26 protein-coding genes are annotated in these 17139 nt (G+C 31.6%); 2 read left to right on the top strand and 24 right to left on the bottom strand.

The genetic code is table 11. The annotated features are described in order from the left end of the window. Nucleotides 1-110: 110 nt before the first annotated feature. The 12 genes from AAFU52_RS19685 to AAFU52_RS19630 form a co-directional block, all read right to left on the bottom strand. Nucleotides 111-974: a hypothetical protein gene (locus AAFU52_RS19685; protein ID WP_438423260.1), complete on the bottom strand. Its 864-nt coding sequence runs from the start codon at nucleotides 972-974 to the stop codon at nucleotides 111-113. A gap of 10 nt (nucleotides 975-984) precedes the next feature. Continuing rightward, nucleotides 985-1485: a hypothetical protein gene (locus AAFU52_RS19680; RefSeq protein ID WP_438423259.1), complete on the bottom strand. Its 501-nt coding sequence runs from the start codon at nucleotides 1483-1485 to the stop codon at nucleotides 985-987. Next, nucleotides 1485-2051: a hypothetical protein gene (locus tag AAFU52_RS19675; RefSeq protein ID WP_438423258.1), complete on the bottom strand. Its 567-nt coding sequence runs from the start codon at nucleotides 2049-2051 to the stop codon at nucleotides 1485-1487. Before AAFU52_RS19675 ends, AAFU52_RS19680 begins: the two co-directional genes overlap by 1 nt. Nucleotides 2052-2061: 10 nt before the next feature. After that, nucleotides 2062-3339 (bottom strand): major capsid protein, encoded by a 1278-nt coding sequence (locus tag AAFU52_RS19670; RefSeq protein ID WP_438423257.1) that lies wholly within the window; start codon nucleotides 3337-3339, stop codon nucleotides 2062-2064. Then, on the bottom strand, nucleotides 3339-3701 hold the full coding sequence (locus tag AAFU52_RS19665) for a hypothetical protein (protein ID WP_438423254.1): 363 nt from the start codon (nucleotides 3699-3701) through the stop codon (nucleotides 3339-3341). The genes AAFU52_RS19670 and AAFU52_RS19665 overlap by 1 nt, the downstream gene beginning before the upstream one ends. A 13-nt stretch (nucleotides 3702-3714) precedes the next feature. Further along, entirely contained in the window at nucleotides 3715-4389 is a 675-nt protein-coding gene (locus tag AAFU52_RS19660; protein ID WP_438423252.1) for a hypothetical protein, read from the bottom strand. 72 nt (nucleotides 4390-4461) lie between these two features. After that, nucleotides 4462-5880 carry a phage portal protein gene (locus AAFU52_RS19655; protein WP_438423250.1) on the bottom strand — a complete coding sequence of 473 codons (1419 nt, stop codon included), beginning with the start codon at nucleotides 5878-5880 and terminating at the stop codon, nucleotides 4462-4464. A 3-nt stretch (nucleotides 5881-5883) separates the two neighbouring features. Then, on the bottom strand, nucleotides 5884-7338 hold the full coding sequence (locus AAFU52_RS19650; RefSeq protein ID WP_438423248.1) for a phage terminase large subunit: 1455 nt from the start codon (nucleotides 7336-7338) through the stop codon (nucleotides 5884-5886). 80 nt (nucleotides 7339-7418) lie between these two features. Next, complete coding sequence (locus AAFU52_RS19645) at nucleotides 7419-8006, bottom strand: terminase small subunit (protein ID WP_438423247.1); 588 nt, start codon at nucleotides 8004-8006, stop codon at nucleotides 7419-7421. An 11-nt stretch (nucleotides 8007-8017) separates the two neighbouring features. Beyond that, the gene (locus AAFU52_RS19640; protein ID WP_438423246.1) at nucleotides 8018-8191 is read right to left on the bottom strand and encodes a hypothetical protein; all 174 of its coding nucleotides are present in this window, start codon (nucleotides 8189-8191) and stop codon (nucleotides 8018-8020) included. 1 nt (nucleotide 8192) lies between these two features. Beyond that, nucleotides 8193-8321 (bottom strand): hypothetical protein, encoded by a 129-nt coding sequence (locus AAFU52_RS19635; protein WP_438423245.1) that lies wholly within the window; start codon nucleotides 8319-8321, stop codon nucleotides 8193-8195. 36 nt (nucleotides 8322-8357) lie between these two features. After that, nucleotides 8358-8759, bottom strand: coding sequence for a recombination protein NinG (locus tag AAFU52_RS19630; RefSeq protein WP_438423244.1), 402 nt, complete (start codon nucleotides 8757-8759; stop codon nucleotides 8358-8360). Nucleotides 8760-8938: 179 nt separating this feature from the next. Here AAFU52_RS19630 and AAFU52_RS19625 point away from each other — a divergent pair, with 179 nt between their 5' ends. Then, nucleotides 8939-9241 (top strand): hypothetical protein, encoded by a 303-nt coding sequence (locus tag AAFU52_RS19625; protein ID WP_438423243.1) that lies wholly within the window; start codon nucleotides 8939-8941, stop codon nucleotides 9239-9241. A gap of 115 nt (nucleotides 9242-9356) precedes the next feature. Here the strand turns inward: AAFU52_RS19625 and AAFU52_RS19620 are convergent, their stop codons facing one another. The 5 genes from AAFU52_RS19620 to AAFU52_RS19600 all read right to left on the bottom strand — a co-directional run bounded on the left by AAFU52_RS19620 (nucleotide 9357) and on the right by AAFU52_RS19600 (nucleotide 13280). Further along, the gene (locus AAFU52_RS19620; protein ID WP_438423242.1) at nucleotides 9357-10631 is read right to left on the bottom strand and encodes a hypothetical protein; all 1275 of its coding nucleotides are present in this window, start codon (nucleotides 10629-10631) and stop codon (nucleotides 9357-9359) included. Nucleotides 10632-10904: 273 nt separating this feature from the next. Further along, nucleotides 10905-11078, bottom strand: a complete 174-nt coding sequence (locus AAFU52_RS19615) for a DUF2158 domain-containing protein (protein WP_438423241.1) — start codon at nucleotides 11076-11078, stop codon at nucleotides 10905-10907. Further along, complete coding sequence (locus AAFU52_RS19610) at nucleotides 11075-12136, bottom strand: hypothetical protein (RefSeq protein WP_438423240.1); 1062 nt, start codon at nucleotides 12134-12136, stop codon at nucleotides 11075-11077. Before AAFU52_RS19610 ends, AAFU52_RS19615 begins: the two co-directional genes overlap by 4 nt. A gap of 677 nt (nucleotides 12137-12813) precedes the next feature. Further along, complete coding sequence (locus AAFU52_RS19605) at nucleotides 12814-13113, bottom strand: hypothetical protein (RefSeq protein WP_438423239.1); 300 nt, start codon at nucleotides 13111-13113, stop codon at nucleotides 12814-12816. 11 nt (nucleotides 13114-13124) lie between these two features. Continuing rightward, a complete protein-coding gene (locus AAFU52_RS19600; RefSeq protein ID WP_438423237.1) occupies nucleotides 13125-13280 on the bottom strand; it encodes a hypothetical protein in 156 nt (51 codons plus the stop codon). A 105-nt stretch (nucleotides 13281-13385) separates the two neighbouring features. Between AAFU52_RS19600 and AAFU52_RS19595 the strand changes: the two genes are divergently transcribed. Continuing rightward, complete coding sequence (locus AAFU52_RS19595; RefSeq protein WP_438423235.1) at nucleotides 13386-14057, top strand: hypothetical protein; 672 nt, start codon at nucleotides 13386-13388, stop codon at nucleotides 14055-14057. A gap of 12 nt (nucleotides 14058-14069) precedes the next feature. Here AAFU52_RS19595 and AAFU52_RS19590 read toward each other — a convergent pair whose 3' ends face one another. The 7 genes from AAFU52_RS19590 to AAFU52_RS19560 all read right to left on the bottom strand — a co-directional run bounded on the left by AAFU52_RS19590 (nucleotide 14070) and on the right by AAFU52_RS19560 (nucleotide 17125). Beyond that, complete coding sequence (locus AAFU52_RS19590) at nucleotides 14070-14306, bottom strand: hypothetical protein (RefSeq protein WP_438423234.1); 237 nt, start codon at nucleotides 14304-14306, stop codon at nucleotides 14070-14072. 112 nt (nucleotides 14307-14418) lie between these two features. Continuing rightward, a complete protein-coding gene (locus AAFU52_RS19585) occupies nucleotides 14419-14601 on the bottom strand; it encodes a hypothetical protein (RefSeq protein ID WP_438423233.1) in 183 nt (60 codons plus the stop codon). A 25-nt stretch (nucleotides 14602-14626) separates the two neighbouring features. Then, entirely contained in the window at nucleotides 14627-15259 is a 633-nt protein-coding gene (locus AAFU52_RS19580) for a hypothetical protein (protein WP_438423232.1), read from the bottom strand. Further along, entirely contained in the window at nucleotides 15256-15966 is a 711-nt protein-coding gene (locus AAFU52_RS19575) for a DnaA ATPase domain-containing protein (RefSeq protein ID WP_438423231.1), read from the bottom strand. The genes AAFU52_RS19580 and AAFU52_RS19575 overlap by 4 nt, the downstream gene beginning before the upstream one ends. Further along, nucleotides 15959-16681 carry a hypothetical protein gene (locus AAFU52_RS19570; RefSeq protein ID WP_438423230.1) on the bottom strand — a complete coding sequence of 241 codons (723 nt, stop codon included), beginning with the start codon at nucleotides 16679-16681 and terminating at the stop codon, nucleotides 15959-15961. Before AAFU52_RS19570 ends, AAFU52_RS19575 begins: the two co-directional genes overlap by 8 nt. After that, nucleotides 16681-16851, bottom strand: a complete 171-nt coding sequence (locus AAFU52_RS19565; protein WP_438423229.1) for a hypothetical protein — start codon at nucleotides 16849-16851, stop codon at nucleotides 16681-16683. The genes AAFU52_RS19570 and AAFU52_RS19565 overlap by 1 nt, the downstream gene beginning before the upstream one ends. Before the next feature lie 4 nt (nucleotides 16852-16855). Then, nucleotides 16856-17125, bottom strand: a complete 270-nt coding sequence (locus AAFU52_RS19560; protein ID WP_438423228.1) for a hypothetical protein — start codon at nucleotides 17123-17125, stop codon at nucleotides 16856-16858. Nucleotides 17126-17139 lie beyond the last annotated feature (14 nt).

Raw genomic sequence — 17139 nt, 5'->3', positions numbered from 1 at the left:
TTTTTTGTGTGGAATCTCTTTAAAGATGTGGGTAGAAGCAAACTCTTCTTTAAATTCCGCAAAGGAGCGGTTATACCCCTTTGCGAAAACTATTCCTTTATAACTGCCCATTAGATAGCAGCAATTACTAGAGGTTTACCACCTTCATACATGATATTTGTTTGAACAACAACTCCATTAACTTCAACAGTAAAACCGTTTGCAAATCCAGTTCCGGTGAACTCATAGACTCCATTTACTGGAGGAACAAAAGAAACTGTCTGTACAGCTCCTGAAGCATCTCTTACGATAAAATCATCAGACTCTAATGAATCAATTTCTGTTCCTGAACAACCGGAAGAAACCTTTACTTTTATAGAAGTAGCGGTAGCTGAATCTTGTGATAATTTCACATCATAAATACCTTCATAATCGGTAAGATCGAAATCAGGCTTTATAATTGACAATGGATATGAGTCAAACTTAAGCTGAACTTTAGTACTTGGAACTCCATCTGCAGGTGCATCTTCTCTAATTCCAACAATAAATGATTTTAACGGTTCTCCTTGAACACTTCCATCTTCGTTTACTTCACATAATAACTCATTGTTATCAGTAACCCTGAACACTCTATTATAGTCAGAGTTTTCATAAGACTTTACTGCTTCGTGAGAACAGGTAGACAAATAATGAGTGTAATTAACTCCTTTAATAGCATCTTTAATTTTGTAATCACTATATCTACCATTTTTGATTTGATTCTCTGTATTGTTGGGCTCCAGTTCTTCAATATCATAAAAAACTACGATATCCTTGTTTGTTTTTGCCTCATCCCATTTCGCATTTGATTTAGCATCGGCTAAAGAATCAAACTTAAATTTACTTTTCGATAAAATGTAGGTTCTAACAGCTCCTTCAAGACACTGCTTCTTACCTCCTGTATTTTTTGTAGAAGAGTCATCTCCTCCGCATGTTTCATTAATTATTACACTCATAATATTTTTTTTAACAGTTAAACTGATATCTTAATTTGCCATTGATTTTTATAAAGTGATAAGGTTGCATATCTATAAGTTTGGTATCAAAATCGCTTAAAGCTTTTATTCCTTTTGTAATTTCTTCTACTTCGAAATATCGACAACGATTTAACACCTTAAGAATATCAACTCTTACCTCTTCATCTGCTCTATGGGTAATTGTAGGTTTTATTTTTTTTAGATCTAACAAGAATATTATATCTACTTCTGTAACTGATTTAGGAAGTTCTATTTTAGATTTTTCATCTTCAATAAAAAAGAACGTGCCAGAAGTACTATCATTAATCAAAACTTCTTTATATTCATTCCCATTAATAAAGTATAAAGGTTTTCTTTTTCCTTTTTTATCCTCCAGGTAAACACGGCCATAACCATCAATACCTTCAAACCTTAATGATTCATATAATTTGATTTGAAGTCTTTGAATTTGTATATCAATACCAACTGGATTTTCTTTTAAATAATTCATCACCAAACTTGTTTTGAGTCAACAATAATGTGGTCTGGGAAAATAATATCAGATGTATTTCTAATTGATTTTTTTAAATCACTTTTTATACCAACTGATCTAACAATCCCATCCACTTTTAACCCTTCCAATTCTATTTTCATAGCTTGATACGCTCCTTCTGCTTTTCTAACAGTAGAGTTGATTCGCGTTGTAGAAATCATTTGTTGAATTCCACTTATCGCTAGCGAATAGCCGATAGCGTCATCAAATAACTCAGGTTGATTTATGATTATATCCGAATAATCTACTTCCGTTTGATACAATCTATTTTTATTGAAAATATCAGCTAGAATAGCTTTTACTGAATCAGTTTTTAACTGAGTTAAGTATGAATTAAAATCGTTGTCCCTCATATTCACCTCCTCTACGGTTTCATAAAGATTATTAACCGTGATTAGTTTATGATAAAAAGAAAACAATCTTCCAGAGGCTCCTCTAATATTAGAGTCGTCAATATTGATTAACTGATAATCTCCAAAACCGATCCTATCCACTAATGACAATATTGACGACTCACTATACATAATATCCTATTTAAACAGACGCTACAATGTTATCTTCAAATACAGCAACTTCATCTTCTGAAAGCTTGTTTATCTTGGTTTGAAGAGTAGTATCTTTTTGGTTAATGGTTGCTTTAAGGCTTGGATTTGCAAGATTAATAGCATCAACAACACTTTGTAAAGTATAGTTAGAACCTTTATAAGCAAATACGGCATCACCTTCTGTTTGAACATCCTCTACAGCTTCTTCTGTATCCAAATAGAAGATAGAGTCTACGTTTTGTAAAACAGGAATAACAATTGCCTGACCAGCCGTTTTCTCACTAACAGGGTCTGTGGTACCAGATTTACTAATAAGGATGTAGTCATTAGGTTTAGCATATGAAACACCTTCATTAGGGAAATTCTCTTCTGCTAGTGTCCCATAAACCAATGACCCTACTTTGATTCCGTTTGTAAAAACTACCATATTAGGTGTCCATCCATTTGTTACGGTTATTTTTCCATCTTTCTCTTTATTGAAAGTTCTATCAATAACCATTACATTAAGCTTTAACTTCTTTTTCAAGTAGCCTATTAATTGATCATCATCTAATGTTGGTATTTTATCACCAACAAAATTCAATGAAAAAGCCCACATTTCTCTAACCTGTTTATTATTAGCCATGTTATAAAAAGTAGATTCATCCATCCAAATGGTGTCTACAATTCTACCGTTATCTCTTGCTCTTTTTCTAATTCTACGAATATCATTGATAGGCATAGCTTCTGGGTCACTCCATTTTACCGAAGCTCCAAATTGGTTTGATTCAGGAATATTATAATTGATACGAATACCGGTACCAACATTATTTTCCTCTTTTATAATCGTAACACCAGATGATAAACCAATTAGAAAAGCTTCTTCAACTGACTCTTTTATACCTAATATACAAGCCTTGGTGTCTTCGAATATCTTTCTAATTAACTCCTTAAGACGTTCAGGGAATTTACTCATGATATGCAATGAATTCATTTGCTTCTCATTAAGAACGTACTTCAAACCTAGCTTTGGAATCTCTCCAGCTGCTGTTTTAATACTTCCCCTTGATTTTAGTGCAACAGGAGAATCAAAAGAAACAACATCTGCAGTTACTCTTGTGAATTTTCCACTGATAGACGAATAGGTCATATCAACGGAATATTCTGGAGTTAAGGCCTGATCATGGATATATTTTGGTTCTTCTTTTGTACCACTAATAAGTTCGTAATACTTTTTTGATACCTTATTAAAATATTTTTTAATAAGGTCTTTGAATATTGATTTCATTAGTCAACTTGATTATAAATCCCGTTAGCTTTCAATACTACTAAAGCAGCTGTATTAAAAGGGTATTTAACGGCGTTGTTATTAATTGTTCCTTGTGTCATTACTCCGGTAGATGGCTTTTCCTTTCTTGTAGTTGATCTTACAACTCCAACAAGTAAAGCTTGTTTTGTTCCATCAATAGGTTGTGGTTTATACACTCCTCCCTCGTTAATTACTCCATGACCAGTACAGATATAATCATCTGCAAAACCTGTCACATCAAGCACAACGCCACCTTCTTTTCCATGAACGTAATGCTTAATCGAAACCTCCCAAGGTCCATCTTGGAAAGATTCGTTCTCTCTATTTAAATCTAATAGCATTTGTTTTTAATTTTTAGATAACAATATCATCGATCTCTTGATCTGTAGCCTCATCACTGCTAAAGCCATTTGGTGGGGTACCTGCAAAATCCTTAGAGTCATTATGTGTCTGAACCAAATCGTTATACTCTTCTTCTAATCCTTTCACTTGATCTTCAAATGAAGTTTCAGATTCCAAGTCGATACGTTTCATCCACGTTTCTTTAATCTCTTCTTTTTTGATAGCTTTTAACACCTTCGAATTTTCAAAAACCTTAGTAGCTTGTTGTAGTTTGTTTTCAATCACCTTACCTTTCTCGAGGTCCGTAACCTTTTCAGTTAATACTTTATTTGAATCAAGTAAAGCTTTAACCCAAGCTGGAGTATCTTCATTTACATTCTGATTATCCGTATTTGGATTAGGAGGGGTTACTGGTGCCTGTGATGGTGTTGGTTTCGGTACCGGATCTACATTCTTTTTCGTCTTAGCTTCTAGATTCCGAACTCTATCGTCTTCTTTAGCTATTCCGTCAAAAGGCATAAAAGCATTGGCACTGTTTACCACTGCATCAATTGCAGCCTCATCAGCATCATCACTAGGCAATTTAGCTAGTCTATCCGATACCTCGTCTATCCTTGCTTGTGATAGATTTACATTAGGAAATAATGCTTTAATTCTATCTTTAATTTTCTGTACCTCTACAGCCATAATAGTCTATGATTATATTGTTAATTGTTTGAATACAAATGTAATAAAAATATTTTATTATTTAGAATCATTCTAAATAAGGTTTTTAACTTGTTGTTTTACAACAGGTTCATTCTCCTTAATTCTTTGTATTTCTTCTTCTGAATTATTTGTTAGGTCCAATAACTCAACTCCAGTTTTTGTGCTAATCAATCCAGCGGTTTTTCCTTGAGACAATGTTTCAATGATATTTTTCAAATCATCAGGAATTATGCTGTTGAATACAACATCGAAAAAGGTTTTAGAGGCCAAAGATTTTAAACTAACATTAGTTGTATTGACATTACCAGCGATGAACACATTGACTATTCGTTCAATGATTGTTCTATTCTGCCCCTCATTCATTTTAGCTTTAATAATAGCATCTAAGAACATTAACTTTATTGCAACACCAGATACATTGCCTAATCCTTTTATGTTGTCAAATGAAATGTCCGGTGTAGAAGTTAAAGAGTATATATATTTTTCCAGTCGATCCATTTCAAGCTTTACTGACTCAGGAGCTTGAGCATATGTTAAGAATTCTACATCTCCATGCTGCCATTTACCATCCTGATCTTTTTTCATTGGAAAATGAAAAGCTTTACCATCCTCATCTTTTCCTGGTGCTCCTGTTACTTCTCCATATATTTTCAAAATAGGATGTCCAGTATAGTCATTTGAATTACCTAGTTTTGATATTGCAACCTCCAATCTATCGATCATATTTTGTGCTATATGCCATTCAGGGTTATCTTGTTCTAGGTAAACTATTGGTATTTTACCAAAACCGTGAATGTTAGCATTATCTAAGCTCATAGAACCACTAGAATCAGAACATTCATATACATTCTTATCATCATATATAAATGCTTTCTTAACCTCTTTACCTGCTTCATTTTTATCTGAAAATTCCCAAACAAAAAACTTCATGTCTCCAAATGAATCAAAGTAAGGAGTCATTTTACCGTTTTTGTTTTCAAGAACCTTAACTTTAATTTCCTTCTTATTGTTAATACCAAGAATTCTATTGAATATATTTTCCGGTTTAATATCCTTGATATGGAAAAGTAAAGCACATTGTAATTCGCTTTTTTGTAATATTTTAAGTTTCTGTATTTTAGAATCAATACGGTTGTTTTTCCAAAGTATATTTATCTCCTCAGATAGTTTATTCACTTCCGATGGTGTTATTGTGACACTAGCACCTACTTCAAATGCAGTTGCTGTCGTTACTATTCTGTTTTGAAATGGAATTGGAATTTTAACCGGTTTAACAACGGTTGTTTTTTCACCTTTTCCAACTATCTTGTCTTTCTGTATTTTCCCTATCTGTGTTTCCCTTTCTTCTCTTTTGATGTCCTTGTATTCCTCAATTAAAGCTTTTATTCTTCCTTGATCTTTAGAATTTGCAGTAAGTAACTTTAATGCTGCTGGTACGTCTGAGTTTATAAGTTTTATTATCTCTTCCATTTCTTAGTAATTAATTCCCATATCTGCTATGGATTCTGTTGTTTCTAATATTTCTGTCTCTGAGTTATATGCGATATGACCATACCTTACACCATCCCAAATGTGATTGTATTTATCAATTGGTTGGTTGATCATTATTCCGTTAATTTCTTTGAATTTGTAGTTCTCTCTTTCTTTTTTTGCGTACTTCCAGAATTCATTCTTGACACAATGAAGTTTCTTTTTCTTCATTGATAATATCCAGTACATTACCGACTTTGTTTTGCTAACCTTAGAAGCTTCCCACCCTTTTGCGACTAGTCCTTTCACCATTTCAACGGTTCCTTTGTTTTCTCCGGTGTATTTATCAGAGCTATCACAAATTATTGGTAGATCCTTTTCAACACCTACTGCTATTAAATACTCGTCTAAATCTTCAACAGTTTCAATAGGAGAATAAGAAAGGACTTCAAACCATATATTTTTTTCGTCCTCTGCATATTTTATAAGTGCATTAGGATCTGCGGTAAAACCAAAATCATTAGTGTAAAAATGTGCAACGTCAGGGAATTCATCTATCCAGGTTAATTGATTAAAGATTACACCTTTCATAGCTCCTCTTAGACCTAACCCGTATACTAACCATTCAAATTCATCAGCTGTTCCGTTTTCTATATTGGTTGGGTGTGGAGGCGGTTGATTTTTATCTGTTACTGGTTTTCCTTTGTAGAGAATAGAATCTTCTGTTACTTCATAGCTATCTGGTAAATATGGTTCCGTAACCAATATTTCAATTTTCTCTTTTGCTGAAACAAATGGGTTGTCCTTAAAGGTTGTTTGAAGAAATGAAACATCTGGCCTAGTAATAACACTATTAAATACCCAATGATCTGTAAAACTAGGATTGTAATCCCCTATCCAATACCTTCTGCACCTTTTAACAGCTTGGAGATATGTTTTTTTTTCAATAAACATCATCTCATTGAATATGGCATAATCACTACCGCTACCGTGACCACTACCTTTTAACTTATCACATCCTAATAAATGTATAGTAGATTCACCAATCTTGAAACTCTCTACTCTTTCAGCGTTATGAAATTTATTAGGTAAGCCAAATAAATCAAGAATACGCTTAAAGTCATCAAAAAGAGTTTTCTTAAAATCTGCAAAATGCTCTCTATAAACATTTATTTTAATGGATTCATCTTTATGCTTAACTGTAGTAAGCCATATAATTATAAAAATCCAACTCCATGTTTTACCACTTCTGGAACTTCCTTCAAGTATTGAACCACTATAACCTTCTATTAGATTCCCTTTCTTGTCAATTACTTGACTGTTTATGGATTCATAAAGATGTGCGTAATTAGGATTAGTTTTGTCATCAAACGTCGAAAGACCTTCTTTTAAGAGGTCTATTTCCTGTTCTTGCAACAATTGCTCTAATTCTTGTATTTCGGAATCACTTAAACTCATTTTATGCTCTATAATCCTATTTTTTGAAATCCCTATAAACAAAGGGCTGAGTCAACATAACTCACACGGTGGAGACAACTTTATTTATTCAGCTTTTCTTTTAATTCAGCAATACGTTTTACTCGTTCCTCCTTTGTTAAATCATTATTCTTTTGATAATTATGCTCAGCATAGAAGCCTATATGTTTGGCTATCTTGTCTATAGTCCAGTCTTTACCATGAAGTTTTAACTCAATTCCATTACGTCCTTGTTTAATAGACTCAATACACATCAACTGTTCTTCTGTGAGTTGATCAAAAGGCTTGAACTGCATTTCTAAGTCAACACCAATGACCTCTAATTCTTTTGTTTTAGGGTTTTCCTCTTTTCGCTCGATTTCTACGAAGTTTATATACTCATCAATACGTGACTTACGTAAAATGTTTAAGTGGTTTAAAATCTCCTTAGAATCAATCCTAAATTCCTTTTCTGCTATCTCAGCAGCTATTGCCTGTAATTCCTTTACCCTTGCATGTACCTTGATATTTTTTAACATTCTGGAAGCAGCTTCATTAACGCTCTTGTCTTTCCATTTAGATGTATTATAAGCCTTTCTATAAGCTGCAGATGCATCATCTAGTTTTACATATTCCGTTGCAAATAATTCTTGCTTCTTTGTTAACTTCATTTATCGTATTTTTAAAACACTATTTTTTCACTAGATAATTCTAATGCATAGCATTCTGTTTCCCCATCCTTTTGGCTAACCAAATAAGTTATGACATTGTGAGGTCTATGTACAATACCTGTTACCAATCTTGGTTCTTGAAGTTCATCAGCTATATGATATACTATGTTTCCTATTTCAAACATATTAAGCCACTTGTAGAACCTTATCCTCTCTCTTCTCTGCCATATCTAATACAGCAAGTCCAATCAATGTAGGATCTGTTGTTTCTTTCCCTTCTACGAATACTTTTCCGTTTTCAATTTTTATATTCATTGTTTAGTTTTAAATATGGTTTGGATACTTTTCTATTTAGCATACCTCCTTTAATTTCGTTTTGTAATATTCTATTATCTCTATTAGTGAAGATCTATCCCACTTGAAAAAGGAACGCTTATATGCATCTACTGTGTCCTGTAGTTCTATGAATGATTCTAAACCTATCTTCTTGATTAAATTAGGTTCATACATAGATAGATTGCCCTCTTCAAAGCAATTACAGTGCTCGCATTGGAGGTTTATATTATTTTCATTAAATCGTACACAGGAATAAAGCTCAGACTTGAAGAAATGTCCGGCTTGCATGATGTCAGCCATAAAAGTGTTCTGACAACTTATACAAATTGCATAATTGCCTTGCCTGTCTCTTGCTTTAATATAAGCATGACATACTTTCTTAACTTCTTTTAATAAATTTGGAATTGATTGAGTCAACTAAATAGGATAAATCCCTATCTCTCTGCTCTTGAGGCCGAGCCGCCACCTTATCTCGTAGAATATCAAAGGTACTGATTATACAGTTAGCATACAATAATCAATTTTAAAACCGTAATTATTTTACGTTAAAACCACAAAAATAATGGATTATTTCCTATTTTTGGGAAAATTTCCCAATGCAAGAATTGAATGATTTCATCGATGTTGATAAAGGGTTTATCGAAAATAAGATAAACAGGGCGTATTGTGGACTGTCCTATATTAAAGTGGTTAATGATGGAATTTACTATGCTCACCTTAAAAATAAAATATATTCTTATCGTGGCATTGGTGGAGATTATTCTGGGAAAAGAAGTTTAAGAGCTAGTATCTCAATATTTACAGGAATAATCGATAGATACAAAAACTTTGAATGTGACGATATTCGATATTATTTTAATGATCATAAAGGAGTTTGGATGTGGCAAGAAGTAGGTTAACAAATCAAACCTAAGTGCTAATTTCTTCCAAATTGATCTACCAATTCCTATTAAACCAAACTTATTTTTATATTCATACCATATCCTATCATTAGAATAATGTTATTATACTATTCTATTGTTGCTGTCGAACGATTTCAAAATCACTCGTATGACTTAGGTTAATATTTTCTTCTTTAAGAGCTTTTTTAACAAATCGTAATTCATTATTCTTATCAGAAGATAAATTTCTTATGGCAATTTTCATAGTATTAATATTATTTGTTTGTTTTAAGTATTGAGGGTATAATTCTAGTAAAGAATTATATTCATTTTTTAGTCTTTGTTTTTCTTCTTTAGCTAAAACCCTACTTACTCTTGCTTCTTCTTTTAAATACAAGGATCTTAATAGATGAGTGGCCTCATATCCTTTTACCTCAGTAATAACACCACTAACAGTAAAATCCCTAGTTAAATCATCAATAAAATCATAATTGCCTTTTCCTGTAACAAAATTAGAAGCATTTAATTCAATCTTTGAATTAACCTTTCTACTTTTTTTAGTCGTAATCTTGAGTCTACCAATAACAAAAGCTTTATCAATAAATCTCATTGTAATTTTTGGACGATCCTTGTAAAGCTGAACAAGAACGTCTTTTGTATCTTGAGGTAGAGCTAAAAACATTTGAGCTAAACTTAATCCATTTTCTGAAGACCAATTATATTGTCCCACATTCTCTATTTCCCATGTAAAGTTAGCAACATCTCCTGTCGAAAAAGCAGAACTAAGAGTCACAATAGGCAGGTTGACACTAGCCGAAGCGGTTGTTTCACTTGAAAAAATCCCTGTGATTGTTTGCTTTAAATTTGGTAACGAAGTTTGTGAAATCTTTGTTTTTAAAATCTTTGGGTCAATTTTATGAATTTCATTTCCATCTTCATCATAAACAATAACAGAACCTATTAAAGAATTGATACCAGTTTGCGTGCTAATCTTCAAATTTTTAGAATCAAGTTTTAATTCCGTAAATTTTGATTTAACTTTTGTAAATTCATCTGCAGGTACTTTTTGCATTATATTGATTAAATCTAACGTGGGTGTTATTTCACCTTTATCAACAGTATAAGAATCTTTTAAATAACCTCCACCATTTAGATATGCTTTGATTAACAAGGTATTTCTTCTTCTTTTATGAAAGTCAAGAATAAGGTTTTTAACACCTAACTTATCGATAGAACCTTTTGATTTATAAATCAGACCCGGATTCATAGATTCAGATTGAGAACCAAACCAATATTCTAATTTCAATATCTTTTGTTCTGTTTTATTTACTACTTTAAAATTTATGTCCTTTGCCCATGAACTTTGAATAAAAAGTAGTAAAATGATTGTGATGGTTAAATTTTTCATAATTAAAAAGTTTTAATAACATCTATTAAGCATGCATTAATATCTTGCAATCATACATCTTGAATATTTTAGATATAGTTACTTTGGTAATAATATTTTTCAATTATAATTGAAGTGTAATTATAATGTAAGAGGATGGGATTTATTATCTAAAAACAATAGATAATTCGAATACGTTAAAAAATAAAAAGCCTCACAACAACATCCCGTAGAACATTGACAATGAGGTAATTTTATATAAAATTAATAAAAAAATGAATACTAAAAACAGTTTTAGTATTTCATTAACATTACAGTTTTTTTTAATGAATGTGTTGGGAAAGAACCACGCATTTCATCACCACGTTTATTTGTCCAAGAGCAATACACGTAGCCGTTATCTTCTACTACTGTAACTGTCATCTTTGGACTATCTGGTTCTAGTTGTACAATATCACCTTCCTTCATTTTTTGTATTTCCTGAAAGCCTGAACAGTTTGAAATATACCATAGAAAACAAATATTTTAGTTATAAAATGGATAAGATACACAGTTAATCCGGCTTGGTTTTCTTCCAAAAAAGCGATTCTATAAAGTGGGGCGAAGTTCCCGAATAGAATACTTAAAAATTTAGGTGAAATTCCGTCAGAAACATATGGCCCATCATACATAGAATAATAAATCCCTAAAGACCCTAACAACCCTACCATAATAGTGAAGAATACTCCTCTCAACCAATTAGTCCCAAAATTATTTGAAATTCTATTGAGAAGTAATAAAATTATTTCCCCTAATTTACTAAACTGGAAATTTTGAATTAGTTCTCTAAAAATGACTTTTTGTTCACAAGCCAATACATTTAAGAAATCAAAAGTATTTCCTCGTTGCTCTAATTCTAGTTTTATTTTTCTTAAAGTCGATAAATTAGTTTGAGTTGCTTTATTTAAATTCAGAAACCGTATATCTAAAGCACTCAGAACTTCATTTTTTATTTGAATTTCTTTTTTGACAGTAACATTAGTTAAAAATTGAATAGCAGAAGTACCATTATATTGTAAAAATAGTTTTTCAAATTCTACATCTTTAATAGTCATATTATCAGAAACATTACGCCAAATGTCTAACTTTTTTATAATAGAGGAATGTATATTAATAAAATTAATGTGCTCCATAAGATATAGGCGTTCAAAATTACATTTCTGTACATTAAATCTATCTATCAAGAAAACTTCTTTGTTAAAAACTTCAGCTAATCCATCAAACATAATCACAGATTTAAAAGAAGAATTATATGCTTCAAATAGAATAATTACATCAAAGCCTTTATTTTGCCAATACACAAGAGAAAAGAACAGTTCCCCTATAATTTCTTCATTTAAATCAATATTAACATTACAATTATTAAATTTAAACCTTAATACACGACTTTCTATTCCAGATCTTTCATTAGTCCTTATCTCCAATGGCGAATTTGTTACAGATACAAAAGGCATTAATTGTTTTACATTATCAATATTCTCCCTCATATCTTTTTATTTATTCTTTTCCTATTTATTTCTCCTTATTTCATTTTTTATACTTGCTTTTTCTGATATAATTAGAATTGAAAATCATTCATCTGTTTATTCTTTTTTTATTGCAATATAAATATACCAAAAATTAGCATTTACCTGTCCCACTCAAATTTATACTGCATCAGATTGTTAGAAATCATATCTAGTTTATTTTCTTTGATTATTATGCCTTCCTTTTTTAGATCGGATTTTAGATGTCTACATATTTTTTTCTCAACATTTATGATAATATATCCTTTTAAGCGTTTGCTTTTTATTTCTAATATCTTTTTAAAGACATGAGCATCTATTGATTCCTTGAAACCAAGATTCATAATAAAATACTGTTTAATTTTTCCCCAAGTAAAGCTAATGAAATTTTAAAACCCTCCATCAGGAAATCTAGAGGGCTTTCTGTCCAATTTTAAAGAAATCATGGGGTAATTATATTTTACGTCCACAGTTAAGACAATGTTTGCTATCTGGGGTAAGTAGTTTCTTGGATTTGCATGCACATAAACTGTGCTTTCTCATCTTGTACTTATACCTCTGAAACTCGTATATTTTTTTTAACCACTTTATCATAATTCAAAGGTATGATTGAGTTGTTTTTTATCCTTGTGGTTTTCCACGGTGAGGAGAGTTATTTTTTAACTATGAACTATTTCAATGTCCTTAATATCTTCTAAATAGATCATTGGATACATATGTTGTCCGCAGATATAAACCTTAAATTGCAAGTAGTAATAATTTCCTCTTGCAAAATTGTAGTTTCCTTCAGTTAAGTGAGCTTGCTTTTCTTCTCTTTGATCATTACAAATTAAATGAACAGCACGAAAGAATTTTGGTTCTGGTGAGTCAATTCTATATCTCTGACCCTTGTATCTGAATTTACATTCGTTTTCTATTAGAATACGTTTCTTGTCTTCCAGTTGTTCTTCTTTAGTCATTGTATTGGTTTTTAATCTTCTCTATGGTCTATAAGAGGTAATGGACATCCTCTACTTGTTGTTTCTGGTTCATTTTCTAAAACCTGAGGACAAAGATCATGATTACAATCTCCACCTCCATCTGCCCAACACTGGGTTAATTTATTTATCTGTTGTTGTTCTTTCATTGTTCTAATTGTTTAGTGTTTTATTTAAGTTCTTTTTCTGTTGCATAATTTTTATGTTTTAAATTGTTTGATTTACCTTTACTCTATACTCTTTAAACCAATTCAATGTTTGACTACATAAAACAGTTTTATGATTTAATATTTGACACAGATAAATCATGGGCCGTAAAAACTGCAAAGATTATTATTACAATTACTCTTGTTCTCTTTGTCGACTTAACACTTAATCTTTCCTATGACCTACACACTTCTAATAAATTATCACAATTAGAAAAAATCACCGCTCTAAAAAAAGTTTATAAGGATACTCCTGAAAACGTTTCAGAGCTTGTCAGAATGGAATCTGACGTTCTTAAAAAGGAGCATTATTCTGAATATTTATCTCGAAAATTTTCCCAAATATTCTTAATCCAAGAAGCAATTGTACAAAAAAGTTCTAATGAAAGTGAAACCAATAGAAATGATAATACTAAAACGATAATACCCATACGTTCTATTTATTGGATGGCTTTAAGTTCAAATGCTGCCTTACTATTTGCAATAATTGCAATGTTATTTCTTTCGATATCATATGTGATTGATGGCGAAAAAGATGTTTTATCTGGCGCAATATCAATATTTGTGATTCTTTGCTTAATGGTAGTTGCAATAACTTGGATTGCTTATCAAATACCTGTAATAATGGGCAAACCATATTTAAATTATATCTTAAATTTTTTAATTCAATTTTTGTTTATAATATTTATAATGAAGAAACTAAGCAACAGTAGTAAATAAGACTTAGAACATCTATACTAATCTTATATCTTCTTTAAATAGCTTATAGATATATTCACCGTTAATTTCTGCTTGCTGTTTACTACCTAGACAATGAAAAAGAAGATGTATTAAGCCACAATCCCCTAAAATATCTCTATACAAATGTTTTTCTTTATTCTTAGCCCAATACACAAAACATGATAGGTGTCCTATCTCACCTAAGTGTGTGGGGTCTTTTAAACACTTTATAAATTCTTTTAACCCCATTGATTCATATTTTTTATACAACCGCATACACGCATCGTAATTAAATGTGTGCTTATAAGTGTGTAATAATCGGTTTTGTATTTCGTAATTGATTCCGCTCATTTTTACTATTTTATTTTACTCGAATTATTAAATTGTCAATTTGAATTTCAGCACATTCAACAGCTTGTGTGATTTCCGTAAAACTTTCAGGATTGTATAGAAATTCTTTATTGAGTTTCATCTGAGCGTTGATTAATTCCTGTCTTGTAAAGGTTTTTTCCATGATTTCAATTTCAAGTATTGGTTTATTCATCTTTTAGGTTTTAAGAGTTGATATTTTATTTTTGTTTTAATTCTTCAAATTCTACTTCTATTTTTTCAACTTTACATTTTCCAATATGAGCATTTAGAGCATTCTTACTTCCGAAATTTTGATTGCACTTAGGGCATGTGGTTGCTTTAACCCTTTCTTCCGCTTCGCTCTCTAGTTGCTCTAATTCGTTAATCTTTTGCTCTAATTCGCTATACCTCTGCTCTCTCTTGCTTAACTCTTGCTGCAAGTCGCTATACCTTTGCTTGTTTTTCTGTTGCCTATATTTGGCCGAAAAAGTGTCTATCAAATGATAACCTACAAATGCCATAAACACACTTATAAAAATGGCGGTTGATATTTCCATCCAATCCTTTGCTTCAAATATTTTAAACACTAACAGAAGAGCTACTGCATCCATACTTGCTATGATGTAAGGGATAGATTTGTGTCTCTCATTAACCGATACGATTAATAACCCTGTAGCTAATGCCAAACCTGTAAAAGATGATGTAATTATCTTTAGATACTCATTAGTTACAATCTCCTGTAGAATACCAGAGAGTAATACACTAAGTTTAACAGCATATCCAATGATGTAGAATATTACTGAACAGGTTATAGCTCTGAGTGAAGTTATTCTATCTTCTAATGTTTTCATCTTCTAAAGCTTTTACCTTCCCATTTGATAATATTGAACATCTCAGGTAACCTATCACCAATACGTTCACCGTATCGTTCGGTTATCTCGGAAGGTTTGTGATTAGTTGTCACATAAGTGATTGCTTTATTCTTGTTTCTCTCGAATAGCACCTCTGCAAATACTTCGGTTTTATTAAATGCTTTCTTTTCAAAGCCTAAATCATCTATGTATAATTTTCCGCTGTAATAGTGTTTAAGTGAAAAGGTGCTTTCTTTATCTCTGGAAGCTCTCATGTAATCATCTATGAATGACCCGGAGCTTATACAATTAAACCAAAGCGAAGCATCGTTTCGCTTTGTTACAAGCTCCTTCCCTATTTTGTGAAGTATTTCGAAAAGTAATGATTTGCCTATGCCATAGTTCCCATATATCAAAAGCCCTTTTTCTAAACTGGGAACACTTTTGATCAAACCGTATTGGTTAAAATCTTCTTGCTTCAAAAAGTATCTGAATATGGTTTTTACAACTTTCTCGTTGTCTGAGTTTATCTCGTAACACTCTTGTGAATGATATTCCCATAATTTCCAAAACATCGCTTTAGTAAGCTTAAAATCGTTTTTAGCTACATCACGTTTCACAGGAATATAAACATCATGATTTTGATTTGATCTTTTTGTGCCAGCAAGATTTCTCAAGGCTGCTATTGCTTTCTGAGGATTAGTCATATTGCTTTACTTTTTCTTTAACTTCGTTATTCATCTCTTTGAGGGAACTTCCTAGTTTTGAAAGCTTATGGTGCCAATTTGTGTTCTCCCATTCAGCTTGGTAGCTAAGCCAACCATGAGTAGTTTCTTCTGATTTAGTTTTGTACAGGATGTACGCCTTTGTTTGTTTTTGAAACTCCTGGAGTTTGTTTTGATTTTTCAATGACTTGAGAAAAGACCAAACTTTCATTTCCCGTTCTTCTCCAACTTGTGAAAAATATTCACAAGTCATTTTCAGGAAATTTTTGTTGATTTCTGTTTTTTCCCTCACACCCCCTTTTTCATATTCTTCTTCTTTTTCATCTTCATCTTCATCTTCAAGCTTAAAGTAACCTTGGTTCAAGCTTGGTTTAAGCTTGAGGTTGTTTTTTAAAATTGCACGAAAAACTGGTTTATGAGGATTATAATTATCCTTTAGAGTGACATAATTAATTGCGATATATTGATTCAATAAAATCAAATCTCCGCTTTTTTCGAGTTCATCTGGAAGCTCCTCTTTAAGAGCTTCGAAATCAAATACGAAACCATTTTCAAACTCGAATAGGTCCATATCAATCTCCCAAACACCGGAAGCGTCACAATTGTTCCAAAGGTAGAACCAAGTTAGCTTCAAGGTTGGTTCAAGCTTGCGCCAAGCTTTAGGTAAGCTTGAAATGTCTATAAATCTTTTACCCATTATTTAATATTTTCATATACGAATATTGATTCTTCTTTAGTTAAAGGTTGAGACGATCTAACCATATTATTTTTGATCGTAAATTCAACCTCTTGCCCATTCTCACGGAAAATGAAAAACCTTTCATCCCATATTGCCGGAATTATGATTATATCATTGTCTGTAAGCATTTTTTCAGATTCTTTGGATTGAAATTGCGATTACATTATTGAAAGTCTTTTTAAGCCTATTTTTCCTACCATGTAGCTTACATTCTACTTGTACTCTATCATTTATTTTAAAGCCTTTTGAGAGAAATGTTCTTAATTCTCTAAAGAACTCCACATTCGCACTCTGACCGTTCATTAAATCAATCGTAGCAATCTTTTTATAAATAGGTGGCCTTCCGTCAACACCTGGTTTATTATCATCTATAATTTCTGTTATAACCCCTGTTAATGTCATATTCCAAATAATAA

Origin of the sequence: Aquimarina macrocephali (assembly GCF_051627225.1) — a bacterium.
In the GTDB taxonomy this organism is placed as follows: domain Bacteria; phylum Bacteroidota; class Bacteroidia; order Flavobacteriales; family Flavobacteriaceae; genus Aquimarina; species Aquimarina macrocephali.
The sequence above is the reverse complement of the archived record's forward strand: the minus strand, read 5'-3'. Positions and strand labels throughout refer to the sequence as shown.